This is a genomic window from Halalkalibacter alkaliphilus (assembly GCF_023555415.1).
Lineage (GTDB): Bacteria > Bacillota > Bacilli > Bacillales > Bacillaceae_D > Halalkalibacter > Halalkalibacter alkaliphilus.
Window position 1 is genome coordinate 15204 of sequence record NZ_JAKRYL010000021.1, and the last position, 19381, is coordinate 34584.

Here is a 19381-nt window from a genome sequence, read left to right on the forward strand (position 1 = left end):
TCTACAACAAGAAAAGTGAGATTTCCTCAAATAGTATAATAAGCACCGACGCGATTAGCAGCATCACGATATACGGTGGTGTTCCTTTAATGACATCTAAATACGACTTGTTAAATACCGCACTGGCAGTAAAAATATCGACCCCAAATGGCGGAGTGGCTGATCCTAAAGCCGCTTGGAATACAATGACAATCCCTAAGTGAATAGGATCTACACCTGCAGCCATTGCCGCCGGGTAAAAAATGGGTGTTAAAATTAAAATGACGACAATTGGATCGACAAACATACAGCCGATGAAAAAAAAGATGGCAACGATCAACAATACTTGTAAAGCTGTTGGATCAGATCCTAAGACAGTCTCTGTCAGCATTTGCGGGATTCTTGCATAAGAAATAAGCCATGAAAAAGCTTGCCCTGCTGCCACCAAAATGAAGACAGCTGACGTAACAAGTCCCGTCGATAAAGCAATACGCGGAACATCTGGAATTTTTATCGTTCTAAAAATGAGGAGCTCTAAAATCAATGCATATAACACAGAAATCCCAGCCGCTTCAGTTGGACTAAAGATCCCAAAATAAATCCCACCGACGATAATAGCAGGAAACCCTAAAGGAAAAAGAGCCTTAACTGTTACGTTCCAACGTTCTTTCCAAGAATATTTTTTCGCCCTTGGTATGTTATATATTTTTGCATGAATATAACTGTAGATGGCAAACATCCCAAAGATTAAAAGTCCAGGTCCGATCCCCGCAATAAATAGGTCACCAACAGACACGCGTGGTGCGGCCAGTGCATAAATGATCATCCCAATACTTGGAGGGATTAGTAACGCGATATCACTCGCATTAATAATTAGGGCAATCGCACTCGAATCTTTATATCCTACAGATAAGAGCCGTTTACGCATTGGTGTACCAATCGCGACAACGGTTGCTTGTGTAGAGCCAGAGATTGAACCAAACAACGTACACGCCGCAGCTGTAGTGATCGCATATCCTCCGCGCAAATGCCCTACAAACGCTCCAACAAAGTCTAATAGCCGTTTCGATGTTTTTCCCGTAGACATAATATCAGCTGCAAAGATAAACAGCGGAACCGCTAGTAGAACGTAAGATGATATCCCTTCCATCATCTGTTGTACAAGAAACATTGGATCGACGTTTGGCATAAAGAAAAGTACTACGACGATTGATGCTGCAATCATTGGAATCATCATCGGGAACCCTAATATAAGCAAAACGATCATAATCGTTAACATAGTTGCTATCATTCTCAGTTTCCTCGCAGTCTTTATTTAGTTTCATAGATTCAGAAATTGTAAGTCTTTATGAATAATCCTTTTTTTCTTGAGCCAAGTATACTTCTTTCTCTTTAATATTCACCCACATATTGCGCAAAAATTGTATACCTCCAAGTACAAGCCCGACTGGTATAAACATGGCAAATAAATACACAGGTACTTGCATCGCTGTGGTCACACGCCCTGACTCAACAAGGGACATGAAATACCCATATGCAAACACAGACAATGTAAAGAGAACAACTGCTGTTAAAGCCGGTATAAAGATTGCAAGTGCTTTTCGAATGGGGTACGGTGCTAAATCATAAAACGCAGACATGCTAATATGTCTCCCTTTCCTAGCCGCATAGCTAATCCCCATAAAAGTAGCAACCGTGACAGCAAACCTACTTACTTCCTGGTGAAAGGCCCAACTTGATCCTACGACTGCCCGACTTATCACATTGCCCACAACCATAATCGCTATTAAAATAATCGAATAGCTTAAAATATGTTCTTCTAATTTGACGATCCATCGGTCTAGCGTTCGCAATGCCTTCAACGAGTGGTCTCCCCCCTCTTTTACAGAATTATCAAATTTCATTAAATAGTTCAAAAACACCAAGTACCATAATCATACTGGAAGAAAGTTCCCACCTCAAACGCGATATGTACGCTTGTTCTTTCCTAAATTTGCATATTTGAGCATCTACCTAGATAACAACACTCTTATAGCCTAATCCTCTAAACAGCGCTTGTATATTCTGAAATGCTCGACTCTTATAGGAAGAAAGGTCTAATCACAAGTCTAAATGCACGTCTGATGTACCTCAAAAAAAAGAGAGGGCATTGAAAAGGTACAATTCAACCTTTTCAGTGCCCTCGATTAAGTAGCAATGGCTCCGCATGCTGCGCTCAATTTCATTAACCCTTCTTTCATCCTAATTCTATAGTCGTGTGCATAATTCCCTATGACGAATTACTAACGTATTCGTCGTGTCTTTTTGTTAGCCTTCTTTGTTAATTACGACTTGCGCAAGCGTTCTTGCCATTGCGCCTGTGCCACCTAAAGGCCCAAGGTTAGAAGCTTTTGATTGCCACGCCGTTCCTGCAATATCAAGATGTACCCAAGGCGTTTCTTCAGCAAATTCACCGATAAACAAACCAGCCGTAATACTTCCTGCTTGGCGTCCTGGTGCATTATTTAAATCAGCAACATCGCTTGTTTTGAGCATTTTTTTGTATGGAGCATAGTTCGGCAGACGCCAGATCCATTCACCTGTTTCAACGGATGCTTCTAATACGTCCTCCATTAGCTCTTCATTATTCGTCACAGCTCCTGTTGTACAATCACCAAGAGCAATAATAACCGCTCCAGTAAGTGTCGCTACATCAATGAGTGATGTTGCACCTAGCTGTTTTGCATATGTAATTCCATCAGCTAAAATTAAACGTCCTTCAGCATCGGTATTACGAACTTCAATCGTCTTGCCGCTTAACGAAGTTATAACATCACCTGGTTTTAGTGCTGAACCATTTAATAGGTTTTCTGAAGATGGAATAACCGCTATGACGTTGACATTTGGTTTCACCGTACCGATAATGTCCATCGCTCCAAGAACAGCCGCGGCTCCCCCCATATCCATTTTCATTTGATGCATATTTTCACGTGGCTTAATTGAGATACCACCTGAATCAAATGTTAAGCCTTTTCCAACTAAACCGATGATTTCATCTGAACTAGAATTGCCGCTAAATTTTAGGACAATCATTTTAGGAGGCTGGTCACTTCCCGCTGCTACCGCAAGTAACGCTCCCATACCTAGTTTCTCCATTTCTTCACGTTCGAGAATTTCATACTCAAATCCATGTTTTTCTGCTAATACTACTGCTTCTTCCGCCAAATCTGTCGGTGTCATCAAGTTTCCTGGTGTATTCACAAGCTTACGAGCACGATTAGCGCCTTGTCCATATGTAAAACCAACTTGCGCAGCTTCTTTTAGGCCCGCCTCTTCTCCATACAAAACGACTTCTTCTATGTTCACATCGACCTCATTTGTTTTTTCCTTATAATCTAATATGGCATACGTACCAAGGGCAAGAGCCTCGCCGATTAAGACAGCTGCATCATTTTTATCTACTGATTCACTTACAAAACTCTCAACTAAGAAAGCGACCGTTTTAATCTTGTCCCTTTTTAACTGCTTACTAGCACTAGCTATTCCCTCACGAATCGATTCAGTCGTTGAATCTTCTTTTTTCCCAAGCCCTACTACATAAACAGTTTCAGAATTCATGTTATCCATAGTATAAAGTATGGTTCTTTCACCAAGTTTTGCTTTCTTCATTTTTTTAAGCTTCGATATTTGCTTATGAAGTTCGTTATCGACCTTTTCAACTTCAGGATGAAGAGGTGCTTCCTCAAAAATACCTATTACAAGTACATTATGCTTATTTTCACTTTGAAACACCGGTAAAGTTTTAAACATCTATATCACTCCTTATTTAATATCCCGTCATTTATTATACATGTCTTTCTCGTTTATTTCGATAAACGAAATGATAACACATCAATAAAAAGTGGCGTATTAACGAACACTAAACCTAACTAAATCTCTTTTTATGATATAATGAGAAACGCAATCCCCTCTTAGATTAGCCTCATATCTATGATTCCTTTCATAATATTTTTGGCTTTTCATATTCATTTTATTTTTAACGAAAACTAAAAAAGTTTAATAATGAACACTGCAAGGTATAAAAACTAGTAACTCAATTGCTTTACAGGAAAGGACGTAATCATGGAAATTTTTCAAAACTTCCCTTTATGGGCAGCGTTGTTTGCCATTGGATTTGCTCAATTCGTAAAAGTTCCCCTTGCTTTTATAGCAACGAGGAAATGGGAATGGTCCCTATTAACAAGTACTGGCGGAATGCCAAGTTCACACTCAGCTGCTGTTACGGCTTTATCAACAGCTATTGCTCTTGAATTTGGTTTGGATTCTTCCGTCTTTGCAATTGCCGCTGTTTTTGGCATTATTGTCATGTTTGATGCAACTGGTGTAAGGCGTCATGCTGGTTACCACGCAACTGTCATTAATCAACTTGTTGCCGATTTTAATAAGCTTGTTGCTGAAGTGAAATCTTGGCCTCAAAAAGAAGAAACGGAAAAAAGAAAAGAATTGAAAGAGCTACTCGGTCATCAACCAATCGAAGTTTTTTTCGGGGCACTACTTGGCATTTTCCTAACATTAACGTTGCATGTAATCATTCACTAAAACTTTTTAATCATTACGAGAAGGGAGTTAATAAATGAGACTTATTTCAATATGTCCAAGCAATACGGAGCTTGTTGCTTACTTAAACCTAACACCAAATTTAGTTGGTGTTGATGATTACTCGGATTGGCCAAAGACAATCAATGACTTACCAAGATTAGGACCTGACCTCGCCATTCGAATCGATGAAGTAGAAGCACTAAAGCCTGACCTTGTACTTGCTTCACTAAGTGTACCTGGAATGGAACGGAATGTTGAACAATTACAAGAAAGAGGCATTCCCCATGTTGTGTATAACCCGAACTCACTAGAGGATATTAAAAATAATCTTCTTGATTTGGGTAAACGAACGAACAAAGAAGAAAATGCACAAAAAGTTGTTCACAAGTACGAAAGCTTTATACATACATATCAAGAAAGGGCAAAACTAGTCGAGCGTCGCAGCTTGTATTGGGAATGGTGGCCTAAACCTGTCTTCACTCCAGGAGGAAAAAATTGGTTAACTGAAATTAGTATGTTAGCCGGAGGGGAAAATATATATCACGATGTAGACAAGGCTAGTATACAAACTGATTGGTCTGATGTGGCCCAGCACAAGCCTGATCATATTTGTCTAGCCTGGGTCGGTGTTCAGACAGATAAAGTAAAGCCAGAGCTCCTTTGGAAACGACCCGATTGGCCAAACTTGCATGCCCTTCAAACAAATCAAGTTCATATTTTAGAAGAACCACTCTACTGCCGTCCTTCTCCTCGTCTATTGTTAGGACTTAAGAAGCTAGCAGCCATTTTGCACCCAACTGTGATGCCATTGGATGACGAGCTTGATCCCTTGCTCGAGGTTGACTAAGTACGAATGAAAAAATGACGTGTTGAACCTCAATCAGTTAACACGTCATTTTCACAAAATTTTTTAATCAAACATTTGATTACGAAACACTTGGACAGCTTCATCATCATTCAATTTTTTAAACTCTTCTTCAGACAGACTACCATCACCTGTTTTTACGACAAACACTTCAACTTCTTGCTTGCCCCATTGATTGAAAACATCATTTACCGTTTCATAATATAAATCAATTCGATTTCCTTTTATCGCAGATCCGGTATCAGCAACTACCCCAAAACCATATCCTGGGATGAACAAAACTGTACCAATCGGATACACATTTGGGTCTGCTGCAATTGTAGAGTAAACGTCACGCTTCACTTGTACCCCAGAAAACGTAATGCCGTAACTGGGATCTCCAGGGTTTTTACCTGTCGACTCATAGCCTGCCGTATAACCTGTTGCCACAACGGTATGTGAAGGATATTGAGACCAATCAATGGCTTCCTCCAAAGAAACAGGCTTTGACTCAACAACGTCTTGTGACATCAATTGCTCTTCTGTTTTTACAGCTGGCATTGACCTTGCTTTAAGCGCAGTCCCTTTCAACCCATTGTTCCTAGCTGTATGTAGTAGCTCCTCACGTTCATTTTCCAAGTTATTCATCATCCAATGATGTAGTTCAGCAGCACTCACACCAGAAAAAGTTTGAAATGTTGTAAACAACGCTGCTACAAATAGGCCGCTCATTAACACTCTGCGCCCAACTGCTATCATGCTTACCACAAAATTTCACTCCTCTCTTGAATTCAGCATCCCCAGAGAAGTTGAAACTTATACAAACAAATTGGATGAACATTTCAGAAAACGAAACACTTTAATGACATAAAGTACTAAAGAGGGGTCTGACCCCCGGAAATAATCAGGAAATAAAAAGAGGATATCTCAAAGGTCCGACTTTTGACCTTTGAGATATCCCTTTAAAACATTTGATATCCTCTTACGCGTAGCATCTTTATGACTATTCCAGCGATGATTGCACCGATAAATCCACTTGTTAAGACTAAAATATCAACAAAATGCAGCGCAAGTAAATCAGACCCTAACATCGACAATGATGTAAGCGGCGCTGTAAAATATTCGAAGAAACTAACGTTATCAACAATTAAAATCACGATAATTGGATAGATCAAAGCCATTACCCATGTAGAACGTAAAACCATATTTAACAGAAATCCTATTCCAAAAAATAATATAAGAAATAGAACCATTGATATTAATAATTGCGGCAAATTCACAGCTTGCACCCCCATGTCCTTTTTAAGTTTACTGAACACTGGGGTTTGAAGTCAACTCAATGAATTGACATCTTTGTGGCAAAAACAGAAATTATGTCTTTGCCACAATAAACAACAATTATTGCCCACCTAGTAAAAAATAACTTAATGACTTTATATTTTTTTAAAACGATTAAAAAACCAAACCTTCACTCCTACGCTTGTTGCTCTTGCCCTTCTCCATTGCATTTATTGCATGTTTCACTCCCACCAAGGAGAAGTTGAAAATACCCTGTTCCTTCACAATAAGGACATTGTTCTGTAGCTGTTTGTGTAGACGAATGTTTCATCACTTTCCCCCCTGTTGACAGTTTAGCCTATTAAAGAAATATTATCAGAATTTTTACAATATTAAAACCTTGTCATATCATCTCACGAACTGATGTAAGCGTAAACAAATTGCTTTTTCTGTATATTTTGCAATTATTCTTACTTTTTCATACACAAAAAGCGAATGCAATTTCTGCATTCGCCATTTGTTTTTGTCTTATATTACATTGGATTCTTTCCGCGTTTTAACACAAGAGCAGGTCCACCTAAAAGGAATAAATAACGATTATCGATCATCTTCTTCATAAAGTTAGCAGATGTACCGAATAACTTTCTAGTCCCAACTACACCAATAGCCTCTTTCCCACCAAGAGATGCAACAGTCCCTTTGATATCAGGCTTAAATTGTTTAAGTGAGTCACCCTTCATTAGAGCTTTGATGTTGTTCGCACAAACTTCAGCCATTTGCATAGCAATTTGAGCTGTTGGCGGATATGGACGATTGATTTCTTCATTAATCATTAGAGCACAGTCACCAATAACAAAAATGTTTTCGTGACCTGGAGCACGTAAGTCTAAGTCTACTTTAATACGTCCACGCATGTTTTCAAAACCTGATTTCTCAATAACAGAACTTCCACGAACACCTGTAGCCCAGACAACTGTTCCTGCTTTAATCTCATCGCCACTAGCAAGTGTTACGCCTGATTCAGTTACTTCTTTAATCGGACAGTTAATTTTAAACTCAACACCACGGCTCTCAAGTAAGTTCATCGCATATTCCACCAATTCAGGATCGAACCCTGGTAGGGCAGAAGGAGCAGCTTCAATTACGTACATTTTCACTTTATCCTTAGGAACATCATAATGTGCACATAATTGAGGTAAGCGCTCTGATAACTCACCAATGAACTCAATACCTGTAAAACCAGCACCAGCTACGATAAATGTTAATAGCTCGTCCTGCGGCTCAGGAGTATTATTATATTTTGCAAACATGTACTCAATATGTTCTTTTACTTCACGAGCACCGTTTACTGTCCACTTACTGAATGCGTGTTCATGAACACCTGGAACACCAAATGTTTCAGCTTCAGCACCTAGTCCAACTACGAGGTAATCGAATTCAAGTTCGCCATTTTCAAGTACAACTCTTTTTTCTTCACGCTTAATTTCCACAACACTGTCTTTAACAAATTTAATTTTGTTAAGATCAAGTACACTGTTAATAGGCATACGTGTACGTTCTGGAGAAAGCGTACCAGCAGCTGGTTCATGTAACCAAGTTGTTTGATAGTGATAATCATGCTTGTTAACTAAAGTAATGTTTGCTTCATTATGGCCTAGTTGCTTTGTAAGACGTGATGCTGTGATCATTCCAGCATAACCAGCGCCAAGAATAACGATATTTGGCTTTTTCAATTTCATCACTTCCATCTTCTAATAATTTTTCTTACTATATTTTCCCCCGAAAAACAACATTGTGATTCTTTTCACGAATAAGTATAGAATAATAGGTAGATATTAATAATAAATTTCGTAAAAAAGTCACAAAACCCATCTTTAATAATATGGTTTTTCGACGTATTTTTCAACTACTTTTAAAAATAATTATTCATTTTCTTGACCTTTTACTATCTGTTCTTTTACTCGCTATTAATGTAAGCGAAAGCGAAAAAACTTATGCATTGAGCTTCTCGTTTTTTTATCAAACAAAAAAAGACCTCCTTACAAAAAGTAAGAAGATCTATATTCATTAGCAATCCTCAGGTGTCCCTGCATTCGTTGCTGTTCGAAATGATGAACCACATCCACAGGAAGCAATGGCATTTGGATTATCAATTGTGAATCCTCCGCCCATCATGTTTTGCTTATAGTCAACAACAAGTCCTTTAATGATTGGTTCACTTTCCTTATCAACTAAAACAGAGAGTCCATTTATAGTAAGCAATGTATCCTCTTCATGCTTTTCTGAATCAAAACCCATTCCATAAGAAAGACCACTACAGCCGCCACCTTTTACACCGATACGAAGCATTAAGCTTTGATCACCTTCAGCTTCCATCATGTCTTTAATTTGGCTTACTGCTGCATCTGTTAATGTAATCATGACACCCCTCCTAATCGCTGTTACGATTAGTATAACCGTTAATACTTCGAACCTCAAGGTACGTGCTCACCCAATTTTTTAGAAGGAAAGGGAACGTTCCCAGTCTTTTGTTCCTGTCTCTAATAAAATTACTTTGTTATGTGCACGATCTAACTCCTGACTATAATGCAGAACGATAGGATGACTCAATCCGTATTGTCCTGCTGCAGCAACCATCTTGTTACGGAGTTCTTCTATTTTTTCCATACAGGCGTCTTGTTTCAATACTTTGTTCATCTCCACCATCCCCCCATTTACAGCTTCTATGTATCTGCACACTTCATAAATCAATTTTACCAAGTAAGTGGAAATATGTGCAAGATCAAATAGTAAAAAAGTATGTATTCACATTTTTCTCAAATTTAGAAATACCCTGTATATACCAAAACAACTCTATTTCTTTCATTACATCTATTCTGATAGTATAATAGTAGGCAAACCCGAAAGATCTTAATCACTTATAAAATATATTCTATAAAAACAAGCATATTCCTTCAAAAAAATGAATGATTGTAGGAATTTTGTTACGGTTTAATGAAGAAACGGAGGACAAGTACGGATGGGAACAATTTTAACGGATACAAAGTTACAATCGATTGCCGAAAAGGTGAACCACGGCGAACGTCTGACAATTCAAGATGGCCTTTATTTATTTGAAAGTCCTGATTTATTAGGAATTGCACAATTAGCCAATCAAGTAAATCAGAAAAAAAATGGGGATCATGTTTATTTTATCGAAAATATGTACATTAACCCAACAAATGTTTGTGAAGCTAGCTGCGGTTTCTGCGGATTCAAACGTAAGCCTGGGGATGAAGGTGCTTATACGATGGACAGTGACGCATTGTTAGAATATGTGGAAAAAAGGTGGAATGATAACATTCGCGAGTTCCATATTGTTGGTGGACATAATCATGAGGTTCCTTTTGACTACTACTTAAATACTATTCGAACATTAAAAAAGCACTATCCACAAGTTACAGTTAAAGCATACACAGGTGCCGAAATTGAGTTTTTCTCCCGTATTTCTGGTTTATCTATGAAAGAAGTATTAGAAGAACTAATTAAGGCAGGTCTAGATACCCTACCAGGAGGCGGGGCAGAAATATTAACTGAGCGCTACCGTTTAAAAATGAGCCCAGATAAAGCATCAACAGACCAATGGTTAGAAGCTCACGAGATTGCTCACAACCTTGGATTAAAAACACATGCAACTATGCTTTATGGTTCCATTGAAACGAAAGAAGAACGTCTGATCCATATGGACCGTTTGCGCCAACTTCAAGACCGCACAAATGGCTACATGGTTTTCATTCCACTTGCGATGCAGCCTCGTAGCATTAACGCTGGAATTAAGCGTCGTACAACAGCTTATGATGACATGCGTACACTTGCAATCAGTCGATTAATGCTCGATAACTTCGACCATATAAAAGCATACTGGATTAACATCGGAGTGCAACTAACACAAATGGCGCTTACGTTCGGGTCTAGTGACATTCATGGAACGTTAATTGAAGAGCGAATTTCCCACGCAGTTGGCGCATTAACGTCACAAGGCATTACGCGTGAAGAGCTTGTTTACCTTATTAAGAGCGCTGGTAAGACGCCAGTTGAACGAGATACATTTTATAATGTCGTAAAGACTTACTAGAAGTTTTTTACGAGCGAGGGAGTCAATATTAATTACAGTCCTTTCAAGTTGAAAGGACTGTTTCCTTTATTTAGCCTTCATAACTTCAATGAATGCCTTTTCTCTTGGATTTCAAACCCTTTGATTTTCATACCATTGATGAGAACCTTTTCCCTTGAGTTCCAACCTCGTTCAGGTCTTCATACCTTCGATGATGACCTTTCCCCTTTACTTTCAACCTCGTTCAGGTCTTCATACCTTCGATGATGACCTTTCCTCTTGACTCTCAACCACGTTCCAGCCTTCATACCTCTGATGACGTCCTTTTCTTTTATCACTCAACCACGTTCCAGTCTTCATACCACCATTGACGTCCTTTCCGTTGCAATTTTAACCACATTAGGACCTTCATCACGTTTATGACGTCTCCCCCAAGATTTCTTTCCAGCCCCCTTCCCTTTTACAAGAAACTCATTTTTCTGATAAAATACAAAACAAGCTAGGCGTGTATCCTAGCTTGTTTACTCTTAAACAAACATTTGATTAAGTTATTTCCGTTCAAAAACCCCTTCACAAATCACTTCAGCTGCGCCGGTCATTAGAACATGACCATTCTCAAGCCACGTAATTCCTAAGTCTCCACCAAGAAGGTGAACCGTCACTTCTTTCCCTTTTTCAGCATGTCCATTTAAGATCGCAGCGACAACAGCTGCACAAGCCCCTGTTCCACAAGCCTGCGTAATTCCTGAGCCTCTTTCCCACACTCGAAAATGAAGTTCTTTATCAGATACTACTTCAACAAATTCAACATTCACCCATTCTGGAAAGCGTTCATCCTTCTCCATTTTCGGTCCAACTGTTTCAACTGTTGCATGATTAATATCCTCGACAAACATGACAGCATGTGGATTCCCCATAGAAACTGCCGTTACATGAAACGTTTCATCTTCTATTGAAAAAGCTTCTGCTACCACTTCATTTTGGTCTTCTCCTAACATCGGAATCAACTGTCTTGAAAGAATAGGCTTTCCCATATCTACCGTAACCGTCTTGACTTTTCCTTCCGTTACATGAACAGTCGCCTCTACTAGCCCACCTAATGTTTCAATTTGAAAAGTCTCTTCTTTCACATAGCCATGTTCATAAGCAAATTTTGCAACACAACGTAAACCATTTCCGCAATTCTTTGCTTCAGAACCATCATTGTTAAATACACGCATCTTCACAGGAGCAACATCAGAAGGACAAACAAGGATCATTCCATCAGAACCAATCCCTTTATTTTTATCCGCAACTTCAACAGCAATGGGCGCTAGCTTGTCTTCATCAAGCGTTTGTTTAAACATATCTACATAAATATAACTATTTCCTAACCCGTGCATCTTCGTAAAATGCATGTTCGTCAATCCCTTCTTAACTGCTTATCCGTCCAAAAATAATCTTGATCAGCTTCTAAAATAGTTAGCTTCCCATTACAGCATGGTAAGATCAAGATTGTTTTAATTCCTTCTTCCGCCCTTTTAAAATCGGATTTTTTCATATTTGTTAACACGTTCTCCGTGTGACAAAAGGGACAGGATTGCAAATATATATCATCATAAAGGCGTTCATATGGCCACGTATTTACAAAAGGAATGACATCCACCTGTCACACATCCTTTCTATAATTAAAACATAGGGTTTTCTTCTAGATGCGTATATATATTTTCAACTAATTCTTCTGTCGACTCTCCAGAAACATATTCACCATTTACTAGAGCAAATAGCTCTCTTGCACAATTTCCACAACTACTAAGACAACCATACTCGATAATATCTAAATTAGGATCTTTTTCTAATTCTTCCATTGCCTTTTGAGATCCACTAGCTAAATTACTAAGACAAAACTCGATAATTGGACGCATTTGCTCTCACCTCTTCAATCTACCTCTTTATGCTACTCTCGCAATAGAGAGAAGTCAATTGCCAGCCCTTTATTTTCTAAGGATTTATTGAGTTTATCATATTAAAAAAAAGAGTAATATAAAGACAAGCACGAAAGCGCTTTTAAAAAAGTCACAAATTTGTTGTTTTTTTATATATTTATCGTTATAATCAAAACTGACCAAGGTCACTTTTGGTGAGGAGAAGAAAAAATGAACGAACGAGCGAAAAAAGAACAGACTAAAGCGCGGATAGAAGAAGCGGCGTTAACTTTGTTTCGTGAAAAAGGATATTCCCGAACAACTGTACAAGAAATTACAAAAGCAGCAAAAGTAGCAAAGGGAACTTTCTTTAATTATTTTCCAACAAAAGACTCTATTATGCAATCACTTGCCAACGATTTGCTATTAGCAGTTATGCCACATATTAAACAAACGCATTTAAGAAATCGACCACTATCGGTTCGATTACGTTCGTATTTACAATTTATATTAACTGACTATGACCGATATCCTGCACTAACTATTGAGATGTGGAATCACGTTCTTAAGGAACAAACGCTTCTTTTTACGCACTGGAATGAACTTTTACAAGATGCAAAATCACGAGGGGACATTCATACAAATGCTTCTATTGAAACATGGTCTCATATCATTCACAGTTTGATTTCGCATGGAATTCAAAATTTTGCATCAGAACCAACTAAGACCCGTTTGCTTGAAAACGTAATGACTTTGGTCGAAACCAGTCTTGAAGCAATTATTGAAAAAAGGGGACATTCATTTATGAAAAAACTCGTAATCTTAGGTGCCGGTTATGGTGGTATGCGCATTCTTCAACGCCTTTTACCTGAAGGCCTTCCTGAGGATGTTGAAATTACTTTAATTGACCGCTTGCCTTATCACTGTCTAAAAACAGAGTATTACGCGTTAGCAGCAGGAACAGCAGCAGATCATCACCTTCGTGTTAGCTTTCCTGAAGATGCAAGGCTCCAAGTCAAATACGGAACGATAACAAATGTGAACTTAGATGAAAAAATGGTTGAGCTTGATAATGGCGATATGGTTCCTTACGATAAATTAATTATTGGTTTAGGCTGTGAAGATAAGTATCATAACGTTCCAGGTGCAGCCGAATACACTCATAGCATTCAAACAATGGATAAAACCCGCAGAACGTATGAAACACTAAATAACGTCCGCCCTAATGGGATTGTATCAATTGTCGGTGCAGGGTTAAGCGGAGTTGAACTTGCTAGTGAATTAAGAGAAAGTCGTCCTGATTTAACGATTAAATTGTTTGACCGTGGAGAAATCATCTTGTCTATGTTCCCACGAAAATTAAGTACGTATGTTCAAAACTGGTTTATCGATCACGGCGTTGATGTGATTAATAAATCAAATATTACAAAAGTCGAAGAAGGCATTCTATACAATCACGACGAACCTATCGAATGCGATGCGATCATTTGGACTGCAGGGGTACAGCCGGTTGAAGTGGTTCGTAATTTAGATGTTGAAAAAGATAAACAAGGTAGAGTAATTTTAACACCACAACACTTCTTACCAACAGATGAAGATGTATTTGTTGTAGGCGACTGTGCTAGTCTCCCTCATGCACCAAGCGCTCAGCTTGCTGAGGGGCAGGCAGAACAAATTGTCACGATTTTGAAAAAGCAATGGGACGGAGAACCACTTCCTGAAGAACTACCTCAAATTAAATTAAAAGGCGTGTTAGGCTCACTTGGGAAAAAACATGGCTTTGGCTTAATGGGCGAACGCACATTACTAGGTCGAGTGCCACGTGTTTTAAAGAGCGGTGTTCTTTGGATGTATAAATATCATTCAGGATCTTAATATTTCTAAAAAAACGAGTAACAACACCAACGTGTAGTTGCTCGTTTTTACTATTTTTTAGAATTGCTGCTGCTTAATTCATCAATTTTTTTATAAATTTCTTTCAGCTTTGGATTTCCTTCCGCTACAACCACTCCCTCAAGTACAACTAAAGGGTAAAAAAATTCGTCCTCTTTGATAGCTTCCGCATAATATTTATGGCTCTCATCACTTGTAGGGACTTCAATATCAACATATTCAAAATCAATAGCTATTTGAGGGTACTTTCTTGTGATAGCTGCTTCCAACCACTCCATCGTTTCTTTGGCAGTAGGAAGATGAATACAACTAGCACACTTTTCCTCTGCTCCATAAACCGTCAGTTTCAAATTGCACCCCACCTTTTCTCGTTCATGTTATGTATGAAATCATTATACGACAGTTTCTCATTTTTTTCTTCCCTTTCCAATTTTCCACCTGTTCATATGCGTAAATTCAAGCAGAATCATGGATTTTTTTTATAAACCCCATTATAATAGGTAGTAGAAAGGAGTTGTTTTGATATGTCAACAAGTACTGAAATGGTAGAACAAGTTAGTGAAGTATTAGATAAGCTCCGTCCTTTCTTGCTACGTGATGGTGGAGACGTTGAGCTCGTAGATGTAGAAGATGGAATTGTAAAGGTTCGTCTTCTTGGCGCTTGTGGCTCATGCCCAAGTTCAACGATTACACTTAAAGCAGGTATCGAGCGTGCTCTTCTTGAAGAAGTGCCTGGAGTAAAGGAAATCGAGCAAGTCTTTTAATAGTTACCGCCCGGCGAATGTCGGGCGGTTCTTCTTTTTAAAAGGATTTTTTCGTAAAGATTGTTACTGTGAGTAATGTGATTTCTCGTAGTGAAATGGAGCGGAAGTCACTCGACACCTCCTTGCGGGTGCGAGTGACTGGAGCGCAATGGAACGAACATGTGGAGAACGCGTACCCCATAAGAACTCATGAAGAAACGTTAATTGCTTCTTCATGAGTTCTTACCAAGGATTGAAACTCTTCACTAAAACCACTCACATATAAAACTCCTCAAATAACGATTCTGCTTCTTCATATGAAGCGAAAATCGCATCATCTTCCTCTATAGGGTGGTAAAAGTCAAATAGCAACAATGATAATCTGCTTGGGTCCATCGGATCCCTTGCAATCGTAGCTTCCTGAACATTGGATACCGTTTGAGTGTGTGGGTTTCGATAAATAATGTAAACTTGCTGTCCCTCTTCAAGTTGCTGAATATCAAGCATGGCGGGCCTCCTTTTTTGTTGGTTTGCCCGCCATACTTGTTCCCTATTCATCTATTTTTCACGCCGATGTTTCCTGCTTTGATTCTTTTTTTACTACAATTCCTTCTTTTGCTGGTCTTAATACAGCTACCTCAAAATCAGGGAAATGACGCTGTAATTTTTTTTGAATTTCCTCACCACGATGAAGGGGTGCCAAGCAAAGCATCGTCGGACCTGCCCCGCTTAAAGCAGCTCCAAAAGCAGCTGTTTCTTCACGAACTACCTTAATTACTTCTTGAAGATGAGGCACTAATTCACCACGATAAGGATGATGAAATAAATCCTCGCTCATCATCTTTCCAGCTGATTCCCAGTCTCCTTGAAGGATTGCCGCTACAAGAACATTGGCAACACTGCTTGCTCGAACCGCTTGTTTATAAGAAAGCTCAGCTGGTAAGACTCCACGCGCTTTCTTTGTCTTTAATTCCTCTGAAGGAACGAGTAAAACAAGATCAACTTCGGGGACGCCACCGTATAACACATGTGTGCTTTCTTCTGTATGAGTCCCAATTACGAGACCACCATAAACCGAAGCTGCTACGTTATCTGGATGTCCTTCCCAAAGACTAGCAAAACGAACTTTTTCACTTACGGAAAGTGTATCACCTGTTAATTGATTTGCTAGCTCAATTCCAGCAACGATAGCTGCTGCACTACTTCCAAGACCACGTGCTAACGGAATATCACTCGTCATTTCGACATGACAAGGAAGAAGTTCTTTCCCAATCTCTTTTGCGACATGCGCAGCAACTTGATAGATGAGATTGTCTTCTCCCTCTTCAATTCCTTGTAATTCAACAGATGATGATTCAAAAAACCATTTATCTGACGGGCGGACTTCAAGTGTCAAATAACGGTTCACTGCGAGCCCCACAGAGTCAAAGCCGGGTCCTAAGTTTGCCGAGCTACCAGGAACCGTTATGACAAATGGTTGTTGGCTCATGACATCACACCACCTTTGAGGTGAGCAAGAAACGCTTCTTTATCATTCGGCAAAACAGTCGGTTTCACTGTAACTGTATCAATTGCCGTGTTTGGATCTTTTAAGCCGTTTCCTGTTAATACACATACAACAGTTGATCCTTTTTTGATTTCTCCTGAATCGAGTTGCTTTTTCAATCCTGCAATGGACGCACAAGAAGCTGGTTCAGCAAAAACGCCTTCTGTTTTAGCAAGTAGTTGGTATGCTTCTAAAATTTCTTCATCTGTGACAGAGTCAATTGCTCCATTAGATTCTTCTTTTGCCGCGACGGCTTTATCCCAGCTTGCTGGGTTTCCAATACGAATTGCCGTTGCAATTGTCTCAGGTTCTTCAATTACTTTATTTTGCACGATCGCAGCAGCACCTTCTGCTTCAAAACCACGCATCTCAGGTAGACCCGTTCCTTTTTTCTCATGATACTCTTTAAACCCTTTCCAGTATGCTGTGATGTTACCAGCATTTCCTACTGGGATAGCTAACACATCTGGCGCTTTACCAAGTGCATCAACAATTTCAAATGCAGCTGTTTTTTGCCCTTCAATTCGATACGGGTTTACTGAATTTACAAGTGTAATTGGCTCTTGCTTACTAATTTCACGGACAATATCAAGGGCATTATCAAAGTTTCCTTTGATCTCCAACACTTCAGCACCGTACATAACCGCCTGAGCAAGCTTCCCTAGCGCAATTTTGCCTTCTGGGATAACAACGATACATCTAAGTCCCGCTCTCGCTCCGTACGCTGCAGCAGCCGCTGACGTATTTCCAGTTGAGGCACAAATGATCGCTTTGCTCCCCTCTTCCTTTGCCTTTGCAACTGCCATGACCATTCCACGATCTTTGAACGAACCAGTCGGATTTAACCCCTCATATTTAACATAAACATTGACACCCCACTCTTTTGATAGCTGTTCTAGCTCAATAAGTGGCGTATTTCCTTCATGTAATGTGAGAAGAGGTGTCTCCTCTGTAACAGGCAAGTATTCCTTATATTCTTGAATTAACCCTTTCCAACGACTCATTTTTAACGTCCTCCTTCGACACGGTAGCTGCTTTCAATCGATTCAATGACTTCAAGCTCAGATAATTTATTGTATAATTGTTCATAATTTTCTTTAGTTGTATGGTGTGTAATTACAATAACTTCAGCCACTTCTTCACCTTCAATTGGAAGCTGCAAGAGCTTCTCAAAACTTACATCATGGCTAGCAAATAAACTTGTAACAGCCTGGAACGTGCCAGCCTTATCTAGTACACGTAAACGCATGAAATATTTCGAGTCAATTTCATTTGCTTTTTTGAGCACTCGAGCATGCAATGGCTCTTGTACCTGTCTGCCACATACACCTAAACGCATGTTTTTCATGACAGATACTAAATCAGAAACGACAGCAGTAGCCGTTGGCAACGAACCTGCCCCTGGTCCATAAAACATCGTCTCTCCTACTGCTTCACCGTATACGTACACCGCATTATATTCATTATGAACGGATGCTAGTGGATGCTCTTTCGGCAGCAATGTAGGTTCCACACTCACTTCCACACGCCCCTCATCACGCTTAGCTAGCCCAATTAACTTCATAGTATACCCAAGTTGATCACAGTAATCTAGATCTGTTTTTGTGACAGATGAAATTCCTTTAACAGAAACATCGTCTAAGCTCACATCCATAGAAAAACCAAGTGTCGCTAAAATAGCCATTTTTCTTGCTGCATCTAGCCCTTCAACATCAGCTGTTGGATCACTTTCTGCAAATCCAAGCTCTTGAGCAACCTTTAGCACTTCTTCATATGAGCTGCCATTTTGCGTCATTTTCGTTAAAATGTAATTTGTCGTACCATTAACGATCCCCATCATTTTCGTAATGCGATCTGCAGACAGTCCATCACTTAAGCTACGTAAAATTGGGATCCCACCAGCTACACTAGCTTCATAATACAAATCGCAGCCATTTTCAGAAGCTACTTGTAATAGTTCCGCACCGTACAAAGCCATTAAATCCTTATTAGCTGTAACTACATGCTTCCCGTTGCGAAGAGCCGTAAGCAAGTGCTCGCGCGTCGTTTCTACTCCTCCCATTACTTCAATCACAACATCAATGTTTTGATCGAAAAGAACATCTTCTATTTGATCCGTCACAAGTGATTCATCAAGATCCACCGGACGTTGTTTTTCTTTATCACGAACTAGCACTTTTTTTACTGTTACTGGACAGCCTACTTGATGACGTAACTCATCTTGGTGGCGGCTAATAATGGAAACAACCCCTGTTCCTACTGTCCCTAAACCCAGTAATCCGACGCGAACTTCCGCTGCTGACATACTCTCTCCACTCCTTCTCCATTACTCTATTCATGTATACTCAAAAAGTACATTTGTTTATCTATAATGGACATTATAGACCTCTTTTCGTCTAAGTACAATAGATAATTTAATAAAATTCAGAAAAGTATAAGATATCATAAAAAAGCCGTGCATGCGCGGCTTTTTTTATGATATCTATGCAATGTGCGACACCGTCGCTTTCTTTTAAGCCTTCA

Annotated in this window: 22 protein-coding genes and 1 pseudogene; 6 read left to right on the top strand and 17 right to left on the bottom strand. The window is 39.3% G+C overall.

The annotated features are described in order from the left end of the window. Position 1: 1 nt before the first annotated feature. From MF646_RS17430 to MF646_RS17440, 3 genes are all read right to left on the bottom strand, one after another. On the bottom strand, positions 2-1270 hold the full coding sequence (locus MF646_RS17430; protein ID WP_250097791.1) for a TRAP transporter large permease: 1269 nt from the start codon (positions 1268-1270) through the stop codon (positions 2-4). A gap of 55 nt (positions 1271-1325) precedes the next feature. Then, a complete protein-coding gene (locus tag MF646_RS17435; RefSeq protein ID WP_250097792.1) occupies positions 1326-1841 on the bottom strand; it encodes a TRAP transporter small permease in 516 nt (171 codons plus the stop codon). 445 nt (positions 1842-2286) lie between these two features. Further along, positions 2287-3768 carry a leucyl aminopeptidase gene (locus MF646_RS17440; RefSeq protein ID WP_250097793.1) on the bottom strand — a complete coding sequence of 494 codons (1482 nt, stop codon included), beginning with the start codon at positions 3766-3768 and terminating at the stop codon, positions 2287-2289. A gap of 312 nt (positions 3769-4080) precedes the next feature. On the opposite strand from MF646_RS17440, the gene MF646_RS17445 reads away from it, so the two are divergent. Together MF646_RS17445 and MF646_RS17450 are read left to right on the top strand one after the other, a co-directional pair. Further along, positions 4081-4557: a divergent PAP2 family protein gene (locus MF646_RS17445; protein WP_250097794.1), complete on the top strand. Its 477-nt coding sequence runs from the start codon at positions 4081-4083 to the stop codon at positions 4555-4557. Positions 4558-4591: 34 nt separating this feature from the next. After that, positions 4592-5404 carry a cobalamin-binding protein gene (locus MF646_RS17450; protein WP_250097795.1) on the top strand — a complete coding sequence of 271 codons (813 nt, stop codon included), beginning with the start codon at positions 4592-4594 and terminating at the stop codon, positions 5402-5404. A 63-nt stretch (positions 5405-5467) separates the two neighbouring features. On the opposite strand, the gene MF646_RS17455 is transcribed toward MF646_RS17450, so the two are convergent. The 6 genes from MF646_RS17455 to MF646_RS17480 all read right to left on the bottom strand — a co-directional run bounded on the left by MF646_RS17455 (position 5468) and on the right by MF646_RS17480 (position 9376). Further along, complete coding sequence (locus MF646_RS17455; protein WP_250097857.1) at positions 5468-6160, bottom strand: 3D domain-containing protein; 693 nt, start codon at positions 6158-6160, stop codon at positions 5468-5470. Positions 6161-6363: 203 nt separating this feature from the next. Then, complete coding sequence (locus MF646_RS17460) at positions 6364-6681, bottom strand: YuiB family protein (RefSeq protein WP_250097796.1); 318 nt, start codon at positions 6679-6681, stop codon at positions 6364-6366. Positions 6682-6875: 194 nt separating this feature from the next. Then, on the bottom strand, positions 6876-7010 hold the full coding sequence (locus MF646_RS17465) for a YuiA family protein (RefSeq protein WP_250097797.1): 135 nt from the start codon (positions 7008-7010) through the stop codon (positions 6876-6878). Between the two features lie 202 nt (positions 7011-7212). After that, positions 7213-8427 carry an NAD(P)/FAD-dependent oxidoreductase gene (locus tag MF646_RS17470; RefSeq protein ID WP_250097798.1) on the bottom strand — a complete coding sequence of 405 codons (1215 nt, stop codon included), beginning with the start codon at positions 8425-8427 and terminating at the stop codon, positions 7213-7215. 319 nt (positions 8428-8746) lie between these two features. Beyond that, positions 8747-9100: a HesB/IscA family protein gene (locus tag MF646_RS17475; protein ID WP_250097799.1), complete on the bottom strand. Its 354-nt coding sequence runs from the start codon at positions 9098-9100 to the stop codon at positions 8747-8749. 78 nt (positions 9101-9178) lie between these two features. Then, positions 9179-9376 carry an aspartyl-phosphate phosphatase Spo0E family protein gene (locus MF646_RS17480; protein ID WP_250097800.1) on the bottom strand — a complete coding sequence of 66 codons (198 nt, stop codon included), beginning with the start codon at positions 9374-9376 and terminating at the stop codon, positions 9179-9181. A gap of 322 nt (positions 9377-9698) precedes the next feature. On the opposite strand from MF646_RS17480, the gene mqnE reads away from it, so the two are divergent. After that, positions 9699-10793, top strand: a complete 1095-nt coding sequence (mqnE, locus tag MF646_RS17485) for an aminofutalosine synthase MqnE (RefSeq protein ID WP_250097801.1) — start codon at positions 9699-9701, stop codon at positions 10791-10793. Positions 10794-11320: 527 nt separating this feature from the next. Here mqnE and dapF read toward each other — a convergent pair. Genes dapF through MF646_RS17500 form a run of 3 tightly spaced genes read right to left on the bottom strand, consistent with a single transcriptional unit; the run spans position 11321 to position 12676 of the window. Continuing rightward, entirely contained in the window at positions 11321-12178 is an 858-nt protein-coding gene (dapF, locus tag MF646_RS17490; protein WP_250097802.1) for a diaminopimelate epimerase, read from the bottom strand. Then, a complete protein-coding gene (locus MF646_RS17495) occupies positions 12175-12417 on the bottom strand; it encodes a hypothetical protein (protein ID WP_250097803.1) in 243 nt (80 codons plus the stop codon). Before MF646_RS17495 ends, dapF begins: the two co-directional genes overlap by 4 nt. 22 nt (positions 12418-12439) lie before the next feature. Then, positions 12440-12676, bottom strand: a complete 237-nt coding sequence (locus MF646_RS17500) for a YuzB family protein (protein ID WP_250097804.1) — start codon at positions 12674-12676, stop codon at positions 12440-12442. 231 nt (positions 12677-12907) lie between these two features. On the opposite strand from MF646_RS17500, the pseudogene MF646_RS23460 reads away from it, so the two are divergent. Continuing rightward, a pseudogene (locus MF646_RS23460) lies at positions 12908-13021 on the top strand (TetR/AcrR family transcriptional regulator); the annotation flags it as partial. Between the two features lie 459 nt (positions 13022-13480). After that, a complete protein-coding gene (locus MF646_RS17505) occupies positions 13481-14551 on the top strand; it encodes an NAD(P)/FAD-dependent oxidoreductase (protein ID WP_338035513.1) in 1071 nt (356 codons plus the stop codon). 50 nt (positions 14552-14601) lie between these two features. Here MF646_RS17505 and MF646_RS17510 read toward each other — a convergent pair whose 3' ends face one another. Then, positions 14602-14919, bottom strand: coding sequence for a YuzD family protein (locus MF646_RS17510; RefSeq protein WP_275980358.1), 318 nt, complete (start codon positions 14917-14919; stop codon positions 14602-14604). Between the two features lie 174 nt (positions 14920-15093). Here MF646_RS17510 and MF646_RS17515 point away from each other — a divergent pair, with 174 nt between their 5' ends. Next, on the top strand, positions 15094-15333 hold the full coding sequence (locus MF646_RS17515; protein ID WP_034626592.1) for a NifU family protein: 240 nt from the start codon (positions 15094-15096) through the stop codon (positions 15331-15333). Between the two features lie 255 nt (positions 15334-15588). Here MF646_RS17515 and MF646_RS17520 read toward each other — a convergent pair whose 3' ends face one another. The 4 genes from MF646_RS17520 to MF646_RS17535 are packed head-to-tail and all read right to left on the bottom strand — an operon-like array spanning position 15589 to position 19163. Continuing rightward, positions 15589-15819, bottom strand: coding sequence for a transcriptional regulator SplA domain-containing protein (locus MF646_RS17520; protein ID WP_250097807.1), 231 nt, complete (start codon positions 15817-15819; stop codon positions 15589-15591). Between the two features lie 58 nt (positions 15820-15877). Beyond that, positions 15878-16801, bottom strand: a complete 924-nt coding sequence (gene thrB / locus MF646_RS17525) for a homoserine kinase (protein WP_250097808.1) — start codon at positions 16799-16801, stop codon at positions 15878-15880. After that, positions 16798-17862: a threonine synthase gene (gene thrC, locus MF646_RS17530; protein ID WP_250097809.1), complete on the bottom strand. Its 1065-nt coding sequence runs from the start codon at positions 17860-17862 to the stop codon at positions 16798-16800. Before thrC ends, thrB begins: the two co-directional genes overlap by 4 nt. Before the next feature lie 2 nt (positions 17863-17864). After that, on the bottom strand, positions 17865-19163 hold the full coding sequence (locus MF646_RS17535; protein WP_250097810.1) for a homoserine dehydrogenase: 1299 nt from the start codon (positions 19161-19163) through the stop codon (positions 17865-17867). Positions 19164-19381 lie beyond the last annotated feature (218 nt).